This is a genomic window from Butyricimonas paravirosa, from assembly GCF_032878955.1.
GTDB classification, from domain to species: domain Bacteria; phylum Bacteroidota; class Bacteroidia; order Bacteroidales; family Marinifilaceae; genus Butyricimonas; species Butyricimonas paravirosa.
The window spans coordinates 698305-721410 of the sequence record NZ_CP043839.1 but is presented as its reverse complement, the minus strand read 5'-3'; the positions used below and the strand labels follow the sequence as shown (position 1 = coordinate 721410).

Here is a 23106-nt window from a genome sequence, read left to right as displayed (position 1 = left end):
GTGTTGTTTTTGATTAATATTTTCCGGTTAACCCGATAAAAGCGTCTTCAAGGGATAAAGTTTCCTCCTTTAAATCTGCCACTTGTACACCTTTTGATTCCAATAATTGCCGGACGGTTTCGAGTGGTTCGAAAGAGTAGGTAATCCATTGACCGTTATTTTTTTCGGTGTTCCATAGTTTTTCATGTTCCGTGGGAACTTGCCCCTCGTTCAAGGAGAAACGGAAACGGTGGAAGTTTTCCATGATTTCCCGGGTCGGTTTGTGAATCAACAGGCGTCCGTAATCCAGAATCATACAATCGTCAATCAGCAATTCCATGTCTTGGATGATGTGGGAGGTCAGGAATATCGTTTTATCCCCTCCGGCGGCAAAATCCCGTAAGTATTCCACGAACAGACGGCGATAGCCGGGGTCCAGTCCCATGGAGAAATCGTCTAGGATCAGCAATTCCGGGTCTTGGGCAAATAGTAACCCAAGGGCGACTTGAGAACGCTGACCGCATGACATATGATTGATTTTTTGATGAGGAACAACTTTTAGTTTTTCCATCAAACCGTAGAATGCGTCTCGTTTCCAGTTCGGGAAAAAGGCCCGGTAATACTTTTCGATTTGCTCGATCGTGAAATAGGTGTGTTGCACGTGACCTTCCAGTAATAAGCCGATCTTGGCTTTCGTGGCGGGAGTGAGGTGATTCATGTTCTCGCCGAGAAGGTAACACTCTCCGGAATGGGGTTTTAAATAACCGTTCAATATGTTGATGATGGTGGTTTTTCCCGTTCCGTTTTTTCCGAGTAACCCGAGTACTTTACCTTTTTCTACTTCGAAGTTCAGGTTCTCGTAAATTAATTTTTCTCCGTAATAGTGCGTTATATTTTTACACTCGATTACTTTTTCCATGTATAAAAGATATTATGGTTTAAAAAACAATGCCGCAATGTGCTTGCAGGGTTTCCCGGTGCAAGTCGTTTTGGCAGGAGTCATGTTGCCAGTTTAATTTGATAAAGATACCCCTGTTTTTAGGCAGGGAATAATTCCAGCGGAGTTCTATATTCGTGGTCCAGTTGTCCGCGGAGAGATTGTCGTAAGCCTTGTAAACCGCAGCAAGGGCGATTTGCTCTTGGTCGATTTCCGTGAGCTGCAAATCGGCGGTTGAATTCTTACGATACACCCCGTCCAGAACGAACTGGAAAGAGTGCTTTTTGTAGCCGGTTGCGGCAAAGAAGTTCATCCCGCCGGATAAATAGTTTACTTTCATGAGGCGGGCAGGGTCAAGATATTCCATCTTGAACGAGTTGAACCCGGCTCTTGGTGACAGGTACCATGTAAAACGGTCTCCCTTGGTTTGCCCGTATACTCCCGAAACGGAAATATCTGCTTTTTTCACGGATAACTGTTCGGCCTCGCCCGTTTTTTCGTACACGTTGGTAGTGGCACTTCCGATAAGAGATTCAATCCCTTGACGATCTTGGTAGGTTGCCCGTGTCCGGACTCCCCACTGGTGCTTGTTCCGGAAAGAAGTGTAAGCGATTTCGGCTTTCATCTCGTCCTGATTCAACGTGTTCAAGGGCAGGTCGTTCAGGTCTGAAATAATCTTCTCGAAAGAGAATCTTTCATACCCGAAGGAGCCGGAGAAACCTTGTTTGTCGCGGGGGAAAATTTCAATGCTTGCCCCGTAGCGATGACCGTCGTAGAAGAGGGAAGTGGCCCCTCTGCGAAACCGGACGTAGTCCATGCCCAGACCGCTGAGATTATAGGTAATGGCGGAACCCAGTTCACTATAAAACTTCACGTCGTTGGCTTGCTTGTATTTTCCGGCATGGAAGGCGATTCCCATGGAGTATAGCTTGTTCAACTTGGCCGACATGCCGATGGAGGCTTTCAGGTCCGAGACGATGTTTCTGGGGCGGGGATCGATCTTCCGGTACTCGATAAGGGCCCGGTAATTGGCATATATCCCCCAAGTGAAACGTTTATGTTCCTGCGCGTATCCCCCGGCAAAATAATATTCTTCAAAGTCCATGTCCCCACCGACCGAGTCCGCGACCACGTAAGGATATACCATCAAATAATCGGACGTTTCGTTCCATTCTACTTTTTCCCTTTTCCCTTTTTTAAAATAGGCGTTTCCCCATGTCTTGCTGTTTTCTCCTAATGGCATATAAGAAAATGCGTGGAAGGAGAAATTACGAACTTCCGAGCCTAATTGGGGCAAAAATGCCTTGTTTGCATTCTGTTGTTCCCAACCGATTTGTAGTTCCGATATGGAGAACGTGTGAGCATAGTAATTTATAGCCGGGTTATCATAGATTTGCGACACGAAACTCTCCGTCGGGGAGAAGTAAATCCGTGCGCGGGTGTTTGCCGGAATACTATCCTGTGCCCATGCCTCGAAGGTCTGGAAAAGAAGACTAAAAATCAGAATGAAACGAAAAGTCATGATTTTGTCGGTTTAATAATTATTGTTTTAAAGACGGAGTGGCCTTGGCCTCAAAGTCTTCCGTGGAATTATTCGTGTCTTTCAGTATCTTGCGTCCGTCAGGAGTGGTGGAAAGTACTTTCCGGCGGACACTTTTGTTGTATCGGTTTTTGTCGCTTGCGACTTCCCCGCAGTAGGTGAATCCCATATCCAAAGATGGGTCAACGACATTCCAAACATATTGTGCTTTGTTACTTATGTTGACCGCATCGATGATCCATTCATTGGGAAACTTGTAGTAGTTTTTTGTCATGGTATATCCGGAATTAACATAGGAGCATTCGTATAAATAATCTTTTAGATATGTTTGTTTGTCTACACCCATACGAGCGATGGCATATGCTTTTAGACCTTGATTATTTAGGGTCCATATAGTTAGGGTGGAAGAATAGATTATATCTAAATTAGGAACCATCGGATTATCGACATCCTGATCATTATCATTGTACCATTCAAAATTTGCATTTCTCAGGTCAAACGAATTCGGTGTTGCAATAGTATGATCGATTGCTTTGTCACAAATCAGAATAGATTCTCCGGGTTGTACGGGATATTCTTTCCCGTTACCGGGTACCGCATATATATGTGTAACAGTCATGGCTTGGGACATGATGTCTGGTGTGTAGTCGTACTGGCGTGATGTTGTGAATTCTGATTCCAAGATCACAAGTCCGTCAGCATATAAAACAGAATCTGAATTGTTATATATTTTAAAATATTGATCTCCGGAATATTGTTTTCCTTCCAGTGTCGTACTTCCGGCGAAATAGACCTCTTCAATAACAAAATCCGCTTTCGAGTTGAAAAGGAATAATTTAATATTATCAGCGCTTGTTGTTCCGACAAGATTCACAGATTCTTTATATCCTTTTACCTGCCCTTCAACGTTTTTCTCGTCAACGATATAATTCATTTTCCCCTCTACGGTGATATTGTAAAGGCCTTCGTTGAGCGTGAGTTTCCCTGTGGTTCCGGTCATTGTGTTTGTTGTCAGTTTTCCGGTGTTCACGTTCTTGAACGTGACGTGCAGGTCGGATATACTTGTGACATTCAAGTCTTCCGGTTCCGTGAGTGTTAAAGTAAACTCTGTGATTTTTACTTTGTCATCATCCGTGCAGGCAATAAATCCTGCACAGATGAATAACATAAATACTAATACGTAAGAAATTTTGTTGACCATATTGTTTTTGTTTTTATAAAGTGTTTATTTCTTCAATGATGGTGTAGCTTCCGGGGTAAAATCCTCGGTTGAGTTGTTGGTATCTTGTAGAATTTCCCTTCCCTCTTCCGTGGTCATGAAAGTTTTCCGGAGAACGCTCTTTCCATATCGGTTTTCATCTCCGTCAATCACCCCGCAGTAGGTCCAGCCCATATCTATCGTGGGGGAGGTTACAATCCATTGGAATTCTGATTTGACACTTAAATTGACAGCATCTACAATCATTTCGTTCGGTACTTTGTAACAACTTTCTTCGCAGGGAATCTGGTATTCTTCAAAGACGAATAACCATTCGTAATCATAAGTGTAGTCTTGTAAAAACTTTTCGATATCTCCCAGTCGAGCTATTGCGTAGCTATTGAAACCACGATTGTGGAGTAAAAATTTGCCGTACGGGGTCAACATATTAGGAACTTCGTGGTTATCAATATCGTCACTATCTTCATAGAAGATTTCGAAATCCGCTTTACTTAAATCGATGGAGTTTGAGTTTTGGGCTTGATGATTTATCCCGTTATCTGCAATGATAATATATTCTCCGGGATTAACCGGGTATTCGGTTCCATTACCCGGGATGGTAAGAATTGCGCTTACGGCCATCGCCTCTTTCATGATGTTCGGGGTATAATCCTGCTTGTCCACGGTTTGGAATGCTGATCCCACAATGGACAATCCGTCTGCGTACAGCACTTTGTCCGTGTTGTTATATATTTTAATATATTTATCTCCGTCATATTGTTGTCCTTCTTCCGTCACCGTTCCCGTGTAAAAAATCTCGGCGATAATGAAGTCGGAAGATGTCTGGCTAATGAATAATTCGGTTGCTAAAGAGGCGGTCGTTCCCGATATGTTGACCGATTCTTCATATCCCCGGATTAGTCCTTCATGGCTTTCTCCCTCTCGCTTGTATTGAATAAAACCTTCCATGCTGATATGATACATTCCTTCCGGAAGGGTTACGTGGATTTGATTATTCTCGAACGTCGTGTTATTTGTCACTCGTCCGGTATTCACGTTGGTAAACTTTACTACCATATTGGATATACTAGGTTCTTCAAATCCTTCCGGGAGTGTTGTGTTTAATGTAAATTCGGTTGTGTTAACCGTTTTGTTATCGTCCGTACAAGACAGCACGCTAAAGATCGTCACGATCAGCGAACAGAAAATGATAAAATTGTTTTTCATATTCATGATATATTGGTGTTATAATTTGATGTTCAATTCCATGCCGAAATAGGGGACTGCTTTCCTTCTGATTTTCGCCCCGTTGGCCTCGTAGCTGGGATTGTAGTCCAGTATGTTGTTCACGAACAGGGAGAGTCCTATCTTTTGATTGAAATACTTGGTCGCCGAGAAATTGATGTTGATGGATACGGGAACCGTTGTCCGTTTGAAAGCGGCCTCGTTATAGTTCACTACCAGATGCTGGCGTTCCATGTCGGTTTGATCGGCAGCCGTGTAATCGTGTTCTTCGCCTTTGATGTCCACGTACTTGATCGGAACCCCGTTCTTTCTCATGCTCTCCTGTGCGGTAAACCACATGCATTGTACCGAAGTGGCGAAATTCAGTCCGAGCTTTTGCAGGTACGTGTCGAACATGAAGTTCGTGTTGAATTGTTCCCGAATGTACCCGTCGTCGTCCAGATATAACCCGATGTATTTTAATTCCTTCCCGTTCAATATCACGCTGGGTTTCCTGTACACCGGCTGGCTGTTGTGGTAGGTCGATTTGAACCATGCCCCGGTGACCGTGAGACGGGTGTGTATGGATTCGATACGGTTGGACGAGTATTGAAACTCAACTCCTTTTTTGATAATCATGCTACCGTTCGTGTTTATCCCGTACGTGCTGATCACCGTGTCGTTCGTGTAAGTCAGGTCACTTAATTCCGGTGGTCCCTGTAATGAGGTGTGGTCAATGGTTGAGGCGTCATATTTTTTATACTGGAAAGACCGGTAGTAATTGGTTGTTCTGAAACCGTCAGTCATTTTCTCGTAGAAATAATTCACGGAGAACAGGTGTTTGTCATAATCGAAATCCAGACGTACTTCCCATTTCTTGTTACGGGCGGGTTCCAGATCGTAATTCGTCGGGTCAATAATATAGGTCATCATGTTTAAACGCCGGAAGTCAGCGTTCGTGTGATAATAGTTCAATTGAGTCAGGTCGTAATAGATCTTCTCCGGGTAGAGTTGTGACATCACGGGCATTTTCCTTTGCCAGCCGATCCCGCCGACAAGTTGGATGTTTAATTGTCGGTCGAAGAGAAACAGGGTCGGGAATTTCCATTGCGCGTTTACCCGGGGATCAAAGTATATTTTACCCTGCATCCGGTAATCCGCATCCAAGTTGAGCGGGGAGAAGGCACGTATACCCCCGGCCACGATCAGCCGATGCCGGTCGATAGGAATATCAATCCGGTCCTCGATGAAAAACGATAACAGGTGATCTGCCGGAATCTCGTCATACGGTCTGGGGCGATAGGAGGTCGAGGGATAAAGAGGCCGTGTCAGGTCGTACACCTGACCTTCCCCTAGGTTTTTACTCATTCGCCATTCAACTCCCGCTTTCAATTTATTCGTGGTGTTGAAAAGATCGAAGTGAAATTCGCTCATCGTCTTCACGTAAGCATTGATGGGTTTGCCATCCACTTTTAAATGTGCCGTATAGCGATACGGGAGAAAAATCCCGTCGTGTTCGCCTTCTTCCGTGTTGTCGGGAATGGGGGTATCTTTATCCAGCGAGATAAATTTAGTCTGTTTGATTTTGTTGAGCGAGTAGTCCACGGCGGCGGTTAAGTTGACGTATTGCCAGTGCCGGGATTGGGTGAATACCCAGTTCAGCCTGTTTGACACGGACATCCGGTGATAGCTGGATTTGTATTTGTCTATCTTTTTGTAGCTGATGTCCGGATCGCTTTTCTCATCATCAATGGATTGCCCGTAGTCCAAGTCCAAATCCCATGATAATGACCGGGCGTTTGTTTTCCACACCCGTGCCACGTGGGTGGTTGCGGAGAGACGTTTGTAGTTTTCCAGATTGTTGCGGGGATCGATCTCTGCATCCAAGTAATCGAACCCGAAGTTGAATATCCATCCTTTGTTTGTCGCGAATCCTTTACCTAGGTACACGAGTTTACTTTCTGGGTCTGATTTTACGCGGGCTTCCCACGGATGGACTCCCGCTTTTCGTTGGATTTTGATTACTCCGCTGGTCAGTTCACCGTATTCAACGGAAGGAATTCCCCGGATCACTTCCACGCTTTCGATGAAATCAGTTGACAGCATACGCATATCAACCCCTTTGCCCGTGCTGTTCCGGTAGTAATCGTGATCGCTTTGACTGGCTCCCAGCACGTGTTGCATATTGGCATCCGTGTTGATCGGAACCCCGTTGACAAGAAAAGAGGTACCTAAGGATGAAATATCGTAATCGTCGCTGGAAACACCAACTTCCCGCAAACGGGCTTGGTTTACGCCACCGAGGGCGGGATCTTTCGTTCTTCCGCCCGGCAGTAATGCCAGTATATCCGTGAAACTTGACGGTTGCAGGAGTTCCATGGCCTTGCGGTTAATCTTGGAAGAGGTTGTAAGGCCTCTGGATTCGGATGCGGTGACAATAATGTCTTTTAGCGTGATATTGTCCGGTTGCAAGGCGATTGCAATTGTCGTATCCCGGTGGATGGACAGGGATTGATGTATCGGGGTATATCCGATAAAAGAGATGCTAAGAGAGTAGGTCCCGGTTGGAACGTTTTTTATACTGAAACTTCCTTTCGTATCACTGATCGCGTGAAGTTGCACGGAATCATTTTTTAATAATACGGTTGCGAATTCCAGTAATTCGTTCGTCTTGGCGTCTTTTATATTCCCTTGCAGGTGAAATTGTGTTTGACTTTGCGCTTGAATCGGTAGCGCGATAGATAGATAACCCAATAAACAAAGAATCTCAATAATCCCAAATCTGCATTTCATCACTTACTTCTTTTTGTCGACGCAAAGTTATAGGGTAGGATAATATGAATCCATCACCAAAAGTAAGGATATTGGGGGTGTTATTTGGAGGAAAGGTATCCCCGTTTATGGGGATAAAAAAAGAATGGGGCTGACCCCAAAGTCCATTTTAAACAACTACCCCCACTAACTCCCCCTTACTCAGGGGGAGAAACCGCTTGGTAATCAGCTCTCCCCCTGTGTAAGGGGGAGCTGGAGGGGGTAGTTGTAAATACAAACAGGACTTTTAGTCACCCTCATTCTTTTGTTTATAAGGTTATAAACCCAATGACTTTCTGGTATTTTATTTCTGTAATTTATCGGCTCTTTCTTTTAATCTTGCTGCACGAGCCTCGCTATCCGGGTGGGTAGAAAACATCTGTTGTATGCGAGAGGCTTTTTCACCCCCGGCATTGGAGAGTTCTACCAGTTTTGTCAATGCTTTTGACATGGCGTAGGGGTCAACCTTTTGTTGAAGGCAGAAATCAAAAGCGTAATCATCAGCGGCGAATTCTTGCTTTTGTGAGAATTGTGCCCCCATGAAAGCCTCTGCCAACGCTCCCAGTTGGGAATCGGTCAATTTCGACGCTGTTTCACTTACCGCACCTGCCACGTTCTTGGCGGCCGAGCGAAGATAGGCGTTTTTCATGGCGTGTTTAGTGTCTTGGTGTACCACGTGTCCGATCTCATGACCGATAACAGCCAGCACCTCGTCGTCAGTCATTAATTCCATCAGTCCGGCAAAGATACGAATGCTCCCGTCCCCGCAAGCAAAAGCGTTAACATCAACAACTTCATATATAGCAAAATTCAGTTTCAGTCCTTCAATTTTGGGGAAGTTTGCCGTGATCTTGGCCAAGCGTTTTCCTAATTCACTATCCGGTGCCGCCACTTTATTATGTGTGTCCATCCATTGTATGTATTCCTGGCTCATGTTAGCAATGTCCTCGTCGGAAAGAGTGATCGCCCCGGCTGCGTCCTTTCCGGCTTGAATAGCTTTTTTCGTGTCGATTTTCATTTTGCCGATTTTTATTTGCGCTTGTAAAGTTAAGGTTCCGGCAAGTAATAATACGCACATGAATAGTTTTCTCATCGTTGTAATGAATTTTAATGTTTGATTATTAAATATTTCCTTATTTATCGTCCGATTCTATAATACATGGCGCAAAAGTAAGCATTTCTCTTATATCTTCAACAGGAAAGAATTATTTAAAAATATTCTCGCGAGAAGTGAGCAAGTGAAGAAAATTATATTACCTTTGCATCGCTCAAATGAAAAGGACTCGTAGCTTAATGGATAGAGCACTTGGTTACGGCCCAAGAGGTTGTGGGTTCGACTCCCGCCGAGTTCACGAAAAAATGAAAACCTTGTAAATCGACTGATTTGCAAGGTTTTTTCTTTTTAGTAAGCGACAATAAAAACACTTGCAAAACAGAAGATTTCTATAACTTTGCTTCCAATCAAGGTAAATAAAATAAGAATGGAAATAAAACATAAAATACAATTTGGAACTGATAGCGATGAATTGGCAAAAAAAGTCCTGACAAAAGAAAAGATAGCAACATCTTCCTTGTATGATTATTACTGTATGAACCTAAAAGATACAATAAAAGAAAACGAATATGTTTCTATACTAGATTCACAAAATAGAGAAATATGCATCATACAGATAACTAAGATTGAAATTATTGAATTTCAAAATATCACGGAAGAATTTGCCATAGCGGAAGGTGATGGCAATCTAGAAAATTGGCAAAAAATACATACGGAATATTATTCTTTAATGTTAGAGAAAATAGGAAAAAGTCTTACGGGAGAAACAAAATTGCTTTGTGAGTGGTTCACGGTAATAACTTGTTGATAGATAACTATACAAATCCACCATCCACCATTAAAACACATTTCGTGTATATCCCGGCAGGAGCGCCTAGCACTGTTTTGAGGAATACTCAAATTCAAAATTATAAGATTTCTCCGTGTATTGCAAATTCGGGGAGAATAAAATATTTATTGGTTATAACAAAGTGTAAATCAATTATTTGTGTTTGATTTGTGTGATCAACAATATGTTCTAAAGCTTTGATCACGAAATTCGTGAGTTTGGTCTCGAATGGGTAATGCATACCTGAATTAGGGGATATTACCGGGTTATACATGGGTGAAAATATATTCTTGTTTGCCCGTAGTTTCCTTGCTGCCTAGTAGCATGAAAGTATAGTCGATGTAATTTTCATTTATCGTTTGTTAAAATGGCGGTGAGCATCGGGCGATAAGGCGGCGACAAGGCGGCGAGAGCGCCTAATTGTCGCCTAACAGTCATGCCATAGCCGGGTAATTCTCATGGCTAAGGGTAGAGAATCCCTGTAAAATCCCATGTTTTCCGTGTTTATAAAAAGAAAAGAAATTAAACCGGGATGTCATATTTTTGAAACTGATAAATGTTATTTTTGTGAAGATGTAAAAACAAAATGCGATAAATGGAGAAGACGGTTTATTTTTTGGGGTCGGGTTTTTCTAAGGAGGCCGGGGGATTGGTCCAGAACGAGATTATCAAGACTATTCTGGATGAAGATTTTACGCGGGGAAATGAGCGTCTGATCAAGGCCAAAGATAATTTTATCGGGTTCTTGAAGGAGGAATTGCATATTTACGAGGATCATTATTGTAACGTGCAGTTGGAAGATATTTTCACGCCGATTGACCGTTGCGTCTGGGACGGACTTTCTATCGGGCGGTATAGTGCGCGGGGGTTGGTGGAACTGCGGGAGGAGTTTAACGCACTGATGGGGGCGGCGGTAAATTACAGTTTTCAGAAGAATAAGGCTTGTTGTGATTATATCGATGAGTTTGCCGAGTATATTAATCAAGTTGCACGGCGGCGCATGGAGGATGGCGTGGACCGGGTATCGGTGATCACGACGAACTGGGATGTGATGTTCGACCATGCCTTGAAACGGGCCATCGAAAACGGGCATCCGGAAAAGTTGAGCGTGGTGGATTATTGTTGCTACGTGAGTTCGTGGGAGGCGAATGATGACACAATTAAACCGGGATTGCTTGCCGTGGGGTATGGGGGATATAATATTAAGTTGTTGAAGTTACACGGGTCGATGAACTGGTTTCAATGTCCCATGTGTCAGCGTATGTACGTGCGATTCGGCGAGGAGATCGAGATCATGAAGGCTGCCTATTGTCGGCATTGCCGGAAAAATTACGGGATGTCGGAGATTAACTCGATCAAGTTGCAGAGTAATTTGTTGCTACCGACTTATTTAAAGAACTTGAGTAATATCCAGATCAAGCTGGTGTGGCAGAATGCGGCGATCGAGCTGTCGGAGGCGACAAGAATCGTGTTTATCGGTTATTCTTTACCTGCTGCCGATTTCGAGATTAGGCAGTTGTTGGCTCGCATGATTCGTCCCGACGCGGAGATACAAGTTGTTCTCTATCCGAATACTCCGAACGTGGAGGCCGAGGCGGAGCGTTATCGTAATTTCTTCGGGAGCCGGATCTCTGAGCGGGACATCATGAGACTGACTGTGCCGGAATACGTGAAGGAGAAAACTAAAAACTAAAAGATAAAAACTAAAAGTTAAAAGATAAAAGTTGAGAAGAGCGGGAGATTGGGAGATACTTGTAACTTTTATCTTTTATTTTTTAACTTTTATCACTAGTGTCCACTAAAAATTTTTTGGTCACTAGTCGGTTAAAAATTAAATAAATTCGATTCACTTGAATCATTTAGCTCTTTGATATTTTTGAAATTCGATTTGTCGAACAAATCTCTAAGATGAGTTTTATCGGTTAGCGAGATGCCGAGTATTTGCAAGGTTTCGTAGATGCTTCGCTCTAACTTCATATCGTGTTGTACTATCGCCACAAGGCAGTAAGTAATTATGGCACAATATATTTGTATGCGTACAGCATTCTCCGAAGTTCCCCAAAACCTCTTTATCTTAAGGTGTTGTTTAATCCATTTGAAAAACAGCTCCACACTCCATCTATTTCGGTATAACCGAGAAATCAGCTCAGCCGAAGCGTCAAGATTGTTCGTCAGGAAAATGTATCGTGTGCCACTTTCGGGGTCTTCAACAATGAGCTTTCTAAGTTCATCGGGGTAATCCTTGGAACTTTTATAAACCGTAAAACATCCGATGACATCAGAAATGACACCTTCAGGCAATCTTCGCTTCCACGTTTTGGGCTTGATGCGTACATTGGTTTTGGCTCGTACAACGAAGAAAGCACCTATGCGGTCTATCGTATACAAGTTGCCAAAATCGTTGTAACCACGGTCAAATATATAATGCGCACCACGTTCATAAGGAATCACAGACATCGCTTTTGTATCGTGAATATTAGCAGGAGTAATATGCACAAATGCAGGAACTTCCGCTTCCACATCGTAGAGCGTATGCATCTTGATTCCGCCTTTATGCTTGCGGAATTTAGCCCACTCGAACACTGACAGACAAAGGTCAATCGTGGTGGAATCAAAAGCATAGACATGACCGTCAAGCTCAAAGATTCTTTCGATTCTACGCTTGCGCGCTTCGGCTATCATGAAGGTTGCATATTCCTGGAAGATGCGATAGTCACGTTGCTCGTTAGCCTTGCTAAGATTGCTTCGTGTTACGGACTTGCCGATTCCCAGATGATAGAGTTTTCCGGTGTGAGCCTCCAGTGACACGATGAGGTCTCTTAAACTCTCACGGTTGGAAAGTTGACCGAACATCATCGTAAGCAACTGATTCCAACAGGTATAGCTTTTAATGTATTTGTTGCCTTCATACTTCTTGACGATACGCAAGAACTTGAACTCATCAAGAAATGTGACTAATTGAGAAAAAACATATTTGTCTTTATTCATAACAGTCTGATTCAGACTGCAAAAGTAATTTCAAATCGTTGCGCACCAAATACCATTACAACAAACTGAATTTCAACAATTTCAAAGAACGACTATGATTTTTTAGTGGACACTAATGAACTTTTATCTTAAAAGTGGTATTTATACTCTATTATGGTAGGTCTGAATACTTTATTTTTGTACATATAAAGAAATGTACAATTCAAGGAAAGAATTTATGACAAGTTATCATTTAGAGTCAGCATGTTGCGGGACTACTTTTGAGGATAAAGAGTGGGAGTTGGAATGTCCCCATAAGGATGGTGCGGCTTTGATCTATGCGAATTATGCAAAACGTCAATTCGAAGTGAGAAATGATCTGCCCGGTATTTACAGGTACGCTAACTGGATGCCTATTTGCCGGACGCTGGAAGGTTCCGGTGCTCCCGTGACTTACAAGAGCGAGGGGCTGTCTGAATATTTAGGGCTGTCTAATTTGTACATCACGTTTAATGGCTATTGGCCGGAACGGAATGCCATGATGAAAACCGGGTCGTTCAAGGAATGTGAGGCGTTTACCGTGTGTGCGCGGACGAATGCTTTCAATGACAAGATCATGGTGGTGGCTTCTGCCGGTAACACGGCGCGGGCTTTCGGACGTGTGTGTTCGGAGAATCATATCCCGTTGTTGTTATGTATTCCGGAAGATAATTTGGAGGCAATTTGGGCGGATGGGCCGTGGAATGATTGCGTGAAACTGGTTTGCTCGGCTTCCGGGTGTGATTATTTTGATGCGATTCATCTTTCTAATATTATATGCGAGATGGAGTTTTTCTACCCGGAGGGAGGGGCTAAGAACGTGGCTCGTCGTGACGGGATGGGAACAACGGTGTTGTCAGCCGTGGAGAAGATCGGGCGTATCCCGGATTACTATTTCCAGGCCGTGGGTAGCGGAACCGGGGCTATTGCCGCTTGGGAGGCAAACAAACGTTTTGTTGCTGACGGGCGTTTCGGTTCGTATTTGATGAAATTGATGGTTTCACAAAATGCTCCTTTCTCGTTGATGTACGACGCGTGGAAGGCGGGTTCTCGTGCCTTGTTGCCTTTGGATGAAAATGTTGCCCGAGAACAGGTGAAAGAGATGTGTGCCAAGGTGTTGTCCAATCGTAAGCCGCCGTATTCTTTGAAAGGCGGATTGTATGATGCGCTAGTGGCAACGGGTGGCGATATGTTGTTGGTGACGAACGAGGAGGCGATGGAAGCACAGAAGTTATTCGAAAAATTGGAAGGAATTGATATAGAACCGGCGGCAGGGGTTGCCTTGGCCTCGTTGATGCAAGCTGTTAAAGAACAGCGAGTGGAGGAGGATGCCGTGATCATGTTGAATATCACGGGTGGCGGTGTGGCTCGTTACAAGAAAGAGTTTAACCCGGTGATGCAGAAACCTGATCTGGTATTCCCGGTAAACCCGGACCCGGAGATGGTGAAGGCGAAGGTGAGAGAGTTGATCGGAAAATAACAAACGCTATAAAAACCCCGTGACTTTGGTCACGGGGTTTTTCGTTATGATTTTTTTATTGAATCAGCGTGAAAAGATTCGATTTTTCATTATGTTTGTCTTGATAAATGGAAATTTGGATGAAAATGGGTGTGCCGGATTTGGAGATATTAACAGCTTTTCAAAAGGATATGAACGAGGGGGGAAAATTACTCTTCCAACGTTATTATAAGCCGTTGGTGTTATTCTCCGGGTCAATGCTTAATGATTGCACTTTCCCGGAAGATATTGTACAGGAGGTGTTTTACCATTTTATCAAGAATAATGTTTATCGACAGTTGTCTCCGGAAGCCTTGAGTACTTATTTGTTTCGTTGCGTGAAAAACGCTTGTTTAAACAAGATTCGGGATCAGAGGGAATTTGCACAAGCGGAATTACTGCGGTATGATGCCGTGGAGGAAGAGGCGATGACTGTTTCTCTGGAATTGATCGAGGCTATTCGGAAAGCGATCGAGGAATTACCGCGGAAAACTCGAATGGTGGTAATGTCTGTTGTCGTTGAAGGGAAAAAATACAAGGAGACGGCTGAGGAATTGGGCGTGTCCGTGAATACCGTGAAGACTTTATTGAGTGGTGGTTTGAAACAATTACGCCAACAATTTTCCGATGCCCTTTTGCTATTTTTCATCTTGGAGAAAAATAATTTTTAAAAAATTCTCGAAAGTTATTCACCCATTTTTCAATTCTTGTGTTTGTCTTATGAAATATGAATACAAATACGAGATGATGGATAAGAATGAAAAAGAGACACGAATCCGGGAGTATCTTTCGGGAGAATTAGGCGAGAAGGAAGAACGGGAGTTCAACGAGTGGCTTGTCGGTGACGTGGAGGCTCAACAAATTTTTAAGGAGAGGGTGAAACAGTATGATTTGATCCGTTGGGCAAAGCGGTGGGAATATATAGATGACGAGGTCGCTCGAAAACAGGTGGTAGACCGGGTGCGTCGTTATCGCTTGAAGATAGGAATTGTAAGGTATGCTGCCGTGATTGCCGTGATACTGGTGTCCGGGGTAATGGTTTGGAATTGGAAATACCGGTCGGTGGAACCTGCCACTTTGGCTACCGTTTCTGTTCCCTTGACCAATGTACCGATCCTAAAATTGGCTGATGGAGAAGAGATCCCGATTTCCTCTCGAAACATGGAGATTATTCGTTCCTCCCGGAGGGTTGATATTCAATTGGCTGATTCGGGGAGATTGGAATACGTGGCAAAATCGGATTCGATGGTAGGGCAGGTGGAATACAATACTCTCGTTATTCCCCGGGGATGTGAGTTTAGCCTCGTCTTGGCAGATGGGAGTCGGGTGTGGTTGAATGCGGGGAGTTCGTTGAAATATCCTGAAACTTTTTCGAATGGTGAACGACGGGTTTATTTGGAAGGGGAGGCTTATTTCGAAGTGGAACATGATGGGAATGCCCCTTTTATCGTGAACACGAGGTCCATGGATTTGCGCGTACTTGGGACGAGTTTTAATATAAAGGCTTATGATGACGAAAGCACGGTTATTACCACTCTCGTGTCCGGGAAAATCAGACAGGAATTCCCGGAAGTAGGTAAGGATGTCACGTTGACGCCCTCACGTCAATCGATATTCGACCGTGTTACCGGAAAGTTAGAAACGAAACAAACCGACGTACAAGCTGCCCTCGCTTGGAAAGAAGGTAAAATTATCGCAAATAACGAACGTTTGGAAGATATTTTCCGACAATTATCCCGTTGGTATGATTTTAAGGTGGTATACACTCAGCCCTCACTGAAAGATGTCCGCTTTTATCTTCATTCTAACCGGTATGCGGAAGTACATACAATTCTGGAATATCTCCAAACAACGAAAGGGATTCATTTCACTTATGCTGAAAAAACAATTTACGTGAGTCAATAAAATAAGGAGATGCCCTCACATCCCCTTACCTGTTAGCCCCTCAGCTAACACTGTATTAATTTAATAATAAGCTAAACAAAGTTATGAGAAAAAAACGGAAATTTCAACAAACGTTGAGAAAAATGAAATTACTTACGTTATTTATGCTTTTGGGTTTTTGTACCTGTCACGCTACCATTAGCGCTCAGGAGGCTCGTATCGACTTGAAAATGTCTGATGCGACGTTAAGTCAAGTGTTCAGAAATATAGAACAGTTGACAGAATATATGTTTATTTATAAATCCGAAGACGTGCAATCTATCCAGCATATCAATGTGGATGTACGTCAAACTATGGTGCGGGATGTTCTGGAGAAATGTTTGGAAAATACCGGGTTGTCATTTTTGTTTAAGGAGAACGTGATTATTATTCAAAAAAAGACTACCGATCAAGAGAAGAAAGAGAATCGGATTACAGGTAAGGTAACGGATGAAAAGAAGGAACCTTTACCGGGCGTGACCGTGATTATCAAAGGCACGAAGTTAGGCACCGTGACGGACGTGGACGGGAAGTATACCTTGGCGGTTCCGGTAGGAAATAATGCCCTGGTGTTTTCAATGATCGGGATGAAACAAAAAGAAGAGGTGATTGGAAAACGTACACAGATTGACGTGGTGATGGAGGAGGAGATAAGTGAGTTAGAGGATGTCGTGGTTACCGGGTACTATACACAGGCGAAAAATAGTTTTACCGGGGCTGCCCGGACCATCACGGCAGAGGAGTTGCAGATGGGGGGAAATCAAAATATCCTGACGGCTTTGCAAAATGTTGATCCTTCTTTCATGAAAATAGATAATAATTTGGCTGGTTCGAACCCGAACGTGGTTCCTGAATTCCAGATCCGGGGAGCTGGGAGTATTTCCGGGATCGAGAGTGAATATGAGGGAAATCCGAACACGCCGGTATTTATCGTTGACGGGTTCGAAACTACGGCAGAGAAGGTGTATGACATGGACCCTTACCGGGTGGCTTCTATTACTTTACTGAAGGATGCGGCTGCCACGGCAATTTATGGATCGCGAGCCTCCAATGGAGTCGTGGTGATCACGACTAATGCCCCGGCAAACGGTAAGATGCAGGTGAGCTATAACGTGGACGCCTCGTTTTATATTGCCGATCTGAGTGATTATAACGTGTGTAATGCGGTCGAGAAGTTAGAAATTGAAAAGTTAGCGGGGATGTATACGTCTAGTTCCGTGACTCAACAACTTACGTTAAATGAATGGTATAGCGAGAAGTTGGCGAATATAAAAAGAGGATATGATACCTACTGGCTGGATAAACCGTTGGATGCTGTGGCTGTAGCTAATAAACATTCTTTACGTTTAGATGGAGGTAATGACAATATTCGATATGGAATCGAACTGGGGTATAGTAATACGCCGGGAGTAATGAAAGAATCCGGTCGTCGTCGTTTGGCTTTGGGAATGGAGTTACAGTACATTTACAAGAATCTGACTTTTAGGAATAATTTGACTTATTCGAATGTAAAAGCGACAAACTCGCCTTATGGCTCGTTTAGTGTTTACACGAAACGTAATCCTTACGTGCGGTATAAGGATGATGATGGTAATTATATTTATAAAGTTGATGAGTATGTTCCGATCGGTGGTGGTGGATTAGGAAAGGATTACTATAATCCGTTGTATAATACGACATTGAATACGACAGATGAGGAGAAATACAATGACGTGACGAATAATTTCGGGGTGGATTGGAGTATTATGGATGGATTGCGGTTAAAAGGAAGTTTTTCGTTTACACATCAAAATACATATAAGGATAATTTTAAGCCAGCCAAGCATACGGATTTTGCGGATTATGAGGACGATGATTTTGATCGTCGGGGATCTTATGTTGGAAGTCGCGGGGAGAATTACAGTTATGATGCCAGTTTGGTAATGACCTATTTTTATCAATTGGAAAAGCATGTGATTAATGCTAATTTAGGTTGGAATCTTCAGGAGAGTGTGACAAGGGAATTTACGGTAAAGACGGAAGGATTTCCGAATGAAAATTTGGACTATATCAGTTTTGCAACACAATACGAGAAAGACGGATCTCCGGCTGGAGACGAATATACTTCTCGTTTAGTAGGTTTTTTGGGTAATTTGAATTACAGTTATGATGAACGTTACTTGTTGGATCTTTCTTTCCGTGAAGATGCATCTTCTCGTTTTGGTTCTGACAAGCGATGGGCGCCGTTCTGGTCTGTGGGTTTAGGATGGAATTTGCATAACGAGGAATTTCTGAAAAACGTGACTTTTATCAATCGGTTGAAGATTCGCGGTTCATACGGTTTGACAGGTAGCCAGAATTACAATCCTTATCAGGCGATGACGACTTACAAGTATTTGACGGGGGAGCGTTATCACCATACGGTGGGAGCCGAGGTGATGGCTTTGGGAAACGAAAAATTAGGGTGGCAGCGCACGTTGCAACAAAATTATGGAGTGGATATTGATTTGTGGGATGAACGGATTAATTTCACGGGTAACTATTACATAAAATTATCCAAAGACGTATTGACTTCAGTAACTTTACCGCCTTCTTTGGGCTTTAGTTCGTATATGGATAACTTGGGTGAAGTGAAAAATTACGGGTATGAGTTGAATCTGCGTGTGGCGTTGGTGAAGAATCTTTCCAAACAATTATATTGGAGTGTAAACGCAACAGCCTTGCATAACAAGAATAAACTACTGAAAATTTCGAATGCTTTACGTGCGTATAATGACGATCAAGATGAAGATACAATGTCCGGATCTAAAAGTAAAGAGTCAAATCGCCCTAAAGTTCGTTATGTTGAGGGGAAATCCATGAATTCTATTTGGGTAAATCAGTCATTGGGAGTGGACCCGGCAACAGGAAACGAGTTGTTTCAAGCTGTGAATGGAGATATTGTGACAACTTGGAGTACGGATAATTATGTAATTGGAGGGTGTACGGATTCAGATTTGGAAGGTACATTTGGGACAAATTTGGCGTGGAAAGGATTTCAATTAAATGTCATTTTCCGTTACAGCTATGGAGGACAAATTTACAATCAAACGTTAGTGGATAAAGTGCAGGACGCGGATTTGCGGGAGAATGTTGATCGACGTGTATTTGAGGAACGTTGGCAGAAACCGGGTGACCAGGTGATGTTTACGAAACTTATCGGTGGTGCTACCGCAAATGCGACAAGTGTGACTAAACCGACATCCCGTTTTATCGAGGATAATAATTGGCTGGAGTTGTCCACCTTGAATTTGTCGTATGAATTTAAAATGCCTTGGATGAAGAAAATCGGATTAAAACGGTTGAAAGCCTTATTCTATATGAACGATGTATTCCGGGTTTCGACAGTGAAACAGGAAAGAGGTATTGATTATCCGTTTGCCCGTAATTTTAGTATTGGTTTACAAGCCCGGTTTTAATTATTTATGAAATAAATAGGTCAGAATTATGAAATATAGAATTGTAAAATACATTGGGTTGGCAGGAGTCCTTTTGTTGGGTGGTTGCAGTGATTGGTTGGATGTGGACCCAAAATCACAAATAAAACAGGAAGCTCTGTTTGAATCAGAAGCGGGCTTTCGGGATGCATTGACCGGTATATATACGGTTATGGCGAGAACGGAAATGTATGGTGGGAATGAGACGATGGGTTTTTTAGATATGGTAGGGCAGGTGTATACGGATGTGTCAATTAATTATGAGGATGCTCTCAAGTATGATTATGAGTCAACTAAGGTTGAAGAATGTATTGATGCTATCTGGCGGGGAAATTATAACGCGATAGCGAATTGTAATCATATTCTTGCTAATGTTGATGAAAAGAAAGGTGTTTTCAGTAGCGGTGTGTATGAGGCCGTGAAGGCGGAGGCTATGGCATTACGGGGATTCTTGCATTTCGATGTGTTACGAGGGTTTGCTCCGTCGTATTTGAGGGGGGCTAATGTGGCTGCAATTCCTTATGTAGAAGAGGTGACCAATAAACCAATAGCCCAATTGACTGTAGCAGAGGTGATCGATAAGGTGATTGATGATGTGGAGGCTGCACGAAAATTGATCAAGGAGGTAGATCCGATCGGGCCATCATTTGATTCGTATACAGAGAAAGGTTACGAGACAGAGGATTATATTCAGGGAGATGGTTTTTGGCTGTATCGGAAATCCCATTTAAATTATTACGGAATGACGGCCTTGCTAGCACGTGTATATTTATACAAAGGCGACAAAACGAAAGCTTTGGAATGTGCAAAGGAAGTTATTGATGGGGAAAAGTTTACTTTGTTGGAGGAATCTCAGTTGGGGGATGGTAATACATGGGGAAATTTGTGTAGTGAAAATGAATACATATCTTCTTTGTACGTGTATGATATGGAAGAGGGGCGTTCGGATGTGTATTTTGGAGAAGAGAGTACCGTACAATGTCATATTTCTGATACTCGCCGGGCCAGTGTGTTTGGAACTCCCGGCGTGGATATAGATTGGCGGAACCAGAACACGTTTTTTTTGAAAACCGGGGAAGCTAAAACATATATTGGAAAATACCGGGGCGTGAATAGGATTCCTTTATTGAAATTGTCGGAGATGTACTTGATTGCCGCAGAGGCTTCGGGTGACAAAGGTTATTTACAAACCTTGCGTGATCATCGAGGATACGTGAATTATCCGTTGGAGGAGAATTGTGATCTAGCCGCGGAAATCGAGGCTGAGTATCGGAAAGAGTTTATGGCAGAAGGACAATTGTTTTATTATTATAAGCGGCTTGATTATAATACTTTGCCCGATATGGGTGTTGTGATGACCGGTAATTACGTGTTCCCGATGCCGGATGATGAAATGGAGTTTGGTGATATTAAATAAAGCGGAATTATGAAAAAGTTATATTATATTTTCTTGTTGTTAATTGCCTTTGGAAGTTGTAAGGATAATGCAGATTATCCTTTTACCGGGAAAGATGCCGTTTACTTCCAATTGCAGACGGAAAGTTATTATTGGACAAAGACGCTGGACAGTATAGTTTATTCTTTTGCAGGTAAAGGAGTTGACGAGGATACACTATGGGTTCGGGTAAATTTGGAAGGAAATGCTGCACCTGAAGGTCGTCCGGTGATTGTCGTGGTGGATGAGGAAAAGACAACGGCAGAGGTTGGTTTACATTATGAGGCGTTGAAGGCAGAGTATGAGTTGCCTTGCGATTCAGTATACGTGAATGTTCCGGTGATTATTTATAATACGGATAAGTCATTGGAAAACAGACAAGTTGTCATCGCGCTAGCCTTGAAATCTTCAGAAGAACTGGAATTGGGAATTACCGAGCGTTTAAGTTGTAGACTGATTGTTTCCAACATGTTGAGTAAACCGAGTTATTGGGAACAGACGATCAAGTATGATTTTGGTGATTATTCCCGGAGAAAACATGAGTTGTGTATACTTGAATTAAAACGGGATTTCCCTGTAGAAGCGAGCGAATATTCCAATGAACGTACGATGTGGCAAGTGTATGGGGCTTATATGAGTGATTATTTTAAAGAGAATTATCCGGTAAAGGATGAGAATGATGTCGTTATAGAGCCTTGGTGATTTTTGTATAATTTGGTAAATGAAAAGTATAAATGAAAAAAATATATTGTTTATTAGGGTTTATCATGTGCGCCTTTTATGCCTGTTTGGAAGATAAGGGGAATGATGTGTACAGAGAACTAAATGATGTTACTATCGAAAGGATAAAAGACACGACGGTGGAACAATTCACGCGTTTGCAGATAACACCGGAAATTACTGTACGTGATGGAGATTTTAATCCTGAAAATTACACTTATTTGTGGCAGATGTATATTACTTACAGTGGGGTTGGTAGTTCTACGAAGTTGGATACACTCTCTTTTGAGAAGGATTTGGACGTGGAAGTTACAAGTATACCAGAGACATATTCTCTTGTTTTCGAGATAACGGATAAAGAAACGGGAGTATCATATGTTCCTGATAGACGGGCACAAATTACGGTAGTCAATTCTTATTCGAAAGGGATGATGGCATTGAGTAACGTGAACGGGGAGGCTAACGTGACTTTCGTGAATGTTGTCGGTTCGGTGGTGGAGGATGCCTACCAGAAGGTAAATGGGGAAGTAGCCGGCAAAAACCCGACCGGGGTTCGTTATATAACAAGTATGATTGCTGGTGCGGAAAAGATGGTGGTGATTATGACAGATGATGAACGAGGTGGTGTTGTTGTCAAACCTTTGGATATGTCGTATGTGATGGATTTTAAAGATATGTTTTATTTCCAGCCAGAGATTGTAAAGCCACAGTCTTTTGGTACGCATAGTGTTACATTGTACGAGTATGTGAATAATAATGGAATTCTTTACCGGAGAGAGAATCGAGAGAATGGTTATCCAAAGTATGGAGTTGCTGTTAAAGGTGACTACGAAAAGATTGCTCCGTTTGATTTCTTTTTTTGTATGACTAATTATAGGGCTTATTTTTATGACCAAGGGAAAGAGCGCTTTATTTCCATGAAATGTCCTTTACAATGGGATGAAATTATCACTTTACCGGATGATCTGACGGGAGAGTTTAATCCTAATAGCGTGGGAATGCAGATGGTGTGGGGAGGATTGTTCGGTAACGAGTATTCTATGAGTAGCGGACGGGCTGTCATGGTTGATGATGCGGGCGAATATTATATGCTTTCTTTTGAGGTGGGTAAAGATAAGGACGGCAATCCTCAGTTTTCTCCGAAAAAGAAGAGGCAGTTGTCTCATCCGGGTGGTAAAGAGGCACATACTTTTACGACTTCCCAGAAAGCAAATTTCCTATATTATGGTTATGCCGGAAAGATAGCTTGTGTTAGTTTTGACACGGGAAATTTGTTGATGGAATATGAAGTGGGAGGAGGAAATGTTGATTACATTGAATGTGATCAGGTTGGAAATACTAACCAAATGTGGGTTGGTGTCAGCGATGGTTCGGGTGCAAAGAATTCGGGTTCTATCGTGGTGCTGGAGATGAGTACGGATGGTTCGTTAAAAGAAGTTGCCCGTTATAAAAATGTATGTGGGAAAGTGGTCGATTTCGAATATAAAAAATAACGAT

Annotated in this window: 16 protein-coding genes and 1 tRNA gene; 10 read left to right on the top strand and 7 right to left on the bottom strand. The window is 42.8% G+C overall.

Annotation, left to right across the window (positions count from 1 at the left end; genetic code table 11):
• Window positions 1-13: 13 nt before the first annotated feature.
• The 6 genes from F1644_RS03100 to F1644_RS03075 all read right to left on the bottom strand — a co-directional run bounded on the left by F1644_RS03100 (window position 14) and on the right by F1644_RS03075 (window position 8782).
• Window positions 14-898, bottom strand: coding sequence for an ABC transporter ATP-binding protein (locus F1644_RS03100; protein ID WP_118302096.1), 885 nt, complete (start codon window positions 896-898; stop codon window positions 14-16).
• Between the two features lie 19 nt (window positions 899-917).
• Window positions 918-2438 (bottom strand): DUF6850 family outer membrane beta-barrel protein, encoded by a 1521-nt coding sequence (locus tag F1644_RS03095; RefSeq protein WP_118302097.1) that lies wholly within the window; start codon window positions 2436-2438, stop codon window positions 918-920.
• 19 nt (window positions 2439-2457) lie between these two features.
• Entirely contained in the window at window positions 2458-3657 is a 1200-nt protein-coding gene (locus tag F1644_RS03090) for a DUF4876 domain-containing protein (protein WP_209279564.1), read from the bottom strand.
• Between the two features lie 24 nt (window positions 3658-3681).
• Window positions 3682-4881, bottom strand: coding sequence for a DUF4876 domain-containing protein (locus F1644_RS03085; protein ID WP_158572087.1), 1200 nt, complete (start codon window positions 4879-4881; stop codon window positions 3682-3684).
• 18 nt (window positions 4882-4899) lie between these two features.
• Entirely contained in the window at window positions 4900-7671 is a 2772-nt protein-coding gene (locus F1644_RS03080; RefSeq protein WP_118302099.1) for a TonB-dependent receptor, read from the bottom strand.
• A gap of 322 nt (window positions 7672-7993) precedes the next feature.
• The gene (locus F1644_RS03075; protein ID WP_118302100.1) at window positions 7994-8782 is read right to left on the bottom strand and encodes a M48 family metallopeptidase; all 789 of its coding nucleotides are present in this window, start codon (window positions 8780-8782) and stop codon (window positions 7994-7996) included.
• 186 nt (window positions 8783-8968) lie between these two features.
• On the opposite strand from F1644_RS03075, the gene F1644_RS03070 reads away from it, so the two are divergent.
• The 3 genes from F1644_RS03070 (at window position 8969) to F1644_RS03060 (ending at window position 11265) form a co-directional block, all read left to right on the top strand.
• Window positions 8969-9041, top strand: a tRNA-Arg gene (locus tag F1644_RS03070).
• Between the two features lie 129 nt (window positions 9042-9170).
• Window positions 9171-9551, top strand: coding sequence for an ASCH domain-containing protein (locus F1644_RS03065; RefSeq protein ID WP_118302101.1), 381 nt, complete (start codon window positions 9171-9173; stop codon window positions 9549-9551).
• A gap of 616 nt (window positions 9552-10167) precedes the next feature.
• Window positions 10168-11265, top strand: a complete 1098-nt coding sequence (locus F1644_RS03060) for an SIR2 family protein (RefSeq protein WP_118302103.1) — start codon at window positions 10168-10170, stop codon at window positions 11263-11265.
• Window positions 11266-11396: 131 nt separating this feature from the next.
• Here the strand turns inward: F1644_RS03060 and F1644_RS03055 are convergent, their stop codons facing one another.
• Entirely contained in the window at window positions 11397-12560 is a 1164-nt protein-coding gene (locus F1644_RS03055) for an IS4 family transposase (RefSeq protein ID WP_008666211.1), read from the bottom strand.
• Window positions 12561-12777: 217 nt separating this feature from the next.
• Here F1644_RS03055 and F1644_RS03050 point away from each other — a divergent pair, with 217 nt between their 5' ends.
• The 7 genes from F1644_RS03050 (at window position 12778) to F1644_RS03020 (ending at window position 23102) form a co-directional block, all read left to right on the top strand.
• A complete protein-coding gene (locus F1644_RS03050) occupies window positions 12778-14058 on the top strand; it encodes a cysteate synthase (RefSeq protein WP_118302818.1) in 1281 nt (426 codons plus the stop codon).
• A 119-nt stretch (window positions 14059-14177) separates the two neighbouring features.
• Window positions 14178-14747: an RNA polymerase sigma factor gene (locus tag F1644_RS03045; protein WP_229128236.1), complete on the top strand. Its 570-nt coding sequence runs from the start codon at window positions 14178-14180 to the stop codon at window positions 14745-14747.
• Window positions 14748-14796: 49 nt separating this feature from the next.
• Window positions 14797-15981, top strand: coding sequence for a FecR domain-containing protein (locus F1644_RS03040; protein WP_158572088.1), 1185 nt, complete (start codon window positions 14797-14799; stop codon window positions 15979-15981).
• Between the two features lie 122 nt (window positions 15982-16103).
• The gene (locus F1644_RS03035) at window positions 16104-19436 is read left to right on the top strand and encodes a SusC/RagA family TonB-linked outer membrane protein (RefSeq protein ID WP_229782433.1); all 3333 of its coding nucleotides are present in this window, start codon (window positions 16104-16106) and stop codon (window positions 19434-19436) included.
• Window positions 19437-19464: 28 nt separating this feature from the next.
• The gene (locus F1644_RS03030; protein WP_087420531.1) at window positions 19465-20871 is read left to right on the top strand and encodes a RagB/SusD family nutrient uptake outer membrane protein; all 1407 of its coding nucleotides are present in this window, start codon (window positions 19465-19467) and stop codon (window positions 20869-20871) included.
• Between the two features lie 9 nt (window positions 20872-20880).
• On the top strand, window positions 20881-21591 hold the full coding sequence (locus F1644_RS03025; RefSeq protein WP_118302106.1) for a DUF4843 domain-containing protein: 711 nt from the start codon (window positions 20881-20883) through the stop codon (window positions 21589-21591).
• Between the two features lie 32 nt (window positions 21592-21623).
• Window positions 21624-23102: a PKD-like family lipoprotein gene (locus F1644_RS03020; RefSeq protein ID WP_118302107.1), complete on the top strand. Its 1479-nt coding sequence runs from the start codon at window positions 21624-21626 to the stop codon at window positions 23100-23102.
• Window positions 23103-23106: the final 4 nt, after the last annotated feature.

Coding starts and splice junctions, on each gene's coding strand:
- F1644_RS03100 (WP_118302096.1), bottom strand. CDS start 898: ATGGAAAAAGTAATCGAGTGTAAAAATATAACGCACTATTACGGAGAA.
- F1644_RS03095 (WP_118302097.1), bottom strand. CDS start 2,438: ATGACTTTTCGTTTCATTCTGATTTTTAGTCTTCTTTTCCAGACCTTC.
- F1644_RS03090 (WP_209279564.1), bottom strand. CDS start 3,657: ATGGTCAACAAAATTTCTTACGTATTAGTATTTATGTTATTCATCTGT.
- F1644_RS03085 (WP_158572087.1), bottom strand. CDS start 4,881: ATGAAAAACAATTTTATCATTTTCTGTTCGCTGATCGTGACGATCTTT.
- F1644_RS03080 (WP_118302099.1), bottom strand. CDS start 7,671: ATGAAATGCAGATTTGGGATTATTGAGATTCTTTGTTTATTGGGTTAT.
- F1644_RS03075 (WP_118302100.1), bottom strand. CDS start 8,782: ATGAGAAAACTATTCATGTGCGTATTATTACTTGCCGGAACCTTAACT.
- F1644_RS03065 (WP_118302101.1), top strand. CDS start 9,171: ATGGAAATAAAACATAAAATACAATTTGGAACTGATAGCGATGAATTG.
- F1644_RS03060 (WP_118302103.1), top strand. CDS start 10,168: ATGGAGAAGACGGTTTATTTTTTGGGGTCGGGTTTTTCTAAGGAGGCC.
- F1644_RS03055 (WP_008666211.1), bottom strand. CDS start 12,560: ATGAATAAAGACAAATATGTTTTTTCTCAATTAGTCACATTTCTTGAT.
- F1644_RS03050 (WP_118302818.1), top strand. CDS start 12,778: ATGACAAGTTATCATTTAGAGTCAGCATGTTGCGGGACTACTTTTGAG.
- F1644_RS03045 (WP_229128236.1), top strand. CDS start 14,178: ATGAAAATGGGTGTGCCGGATTTGGAGATATTAACAGCTTTTCAAAAG.
- F1644_RS03040 (WP_158572088.1), top strand. CDS start 14,797: ATGAAATATGAATACAAATACGAGATGATGGATAAGAATGAAAAAGAG.
- F1644_RS03035 (WP_229782433.1), top strand. CDS start 16,104: ATGAAATTACTTACGTTATTTATGCTTTTGGGTTTTTGTACCTGTCAC.
- F1644_RS03030 (WP_087420531.1), top strand. CDS start 19,465: ATGAAATATAGAATTGTAAAATACATTGGGTTGGCAGGAGTCCTTTTG.
- F1644_RS03025 (WP_118302106.1), top strand. CDS start 20,881: ATGAAAAAGTTATATTATATTTTCTTGTTGTTAATTGCCTTTGGAAGT.
- F1644_RS03020 (WP_118302107.1), top strand. CDS start 21,624: ATGAAAAAAATATATTGTTTATTAGGGTTTATCATGTGCGCCTTTTAT.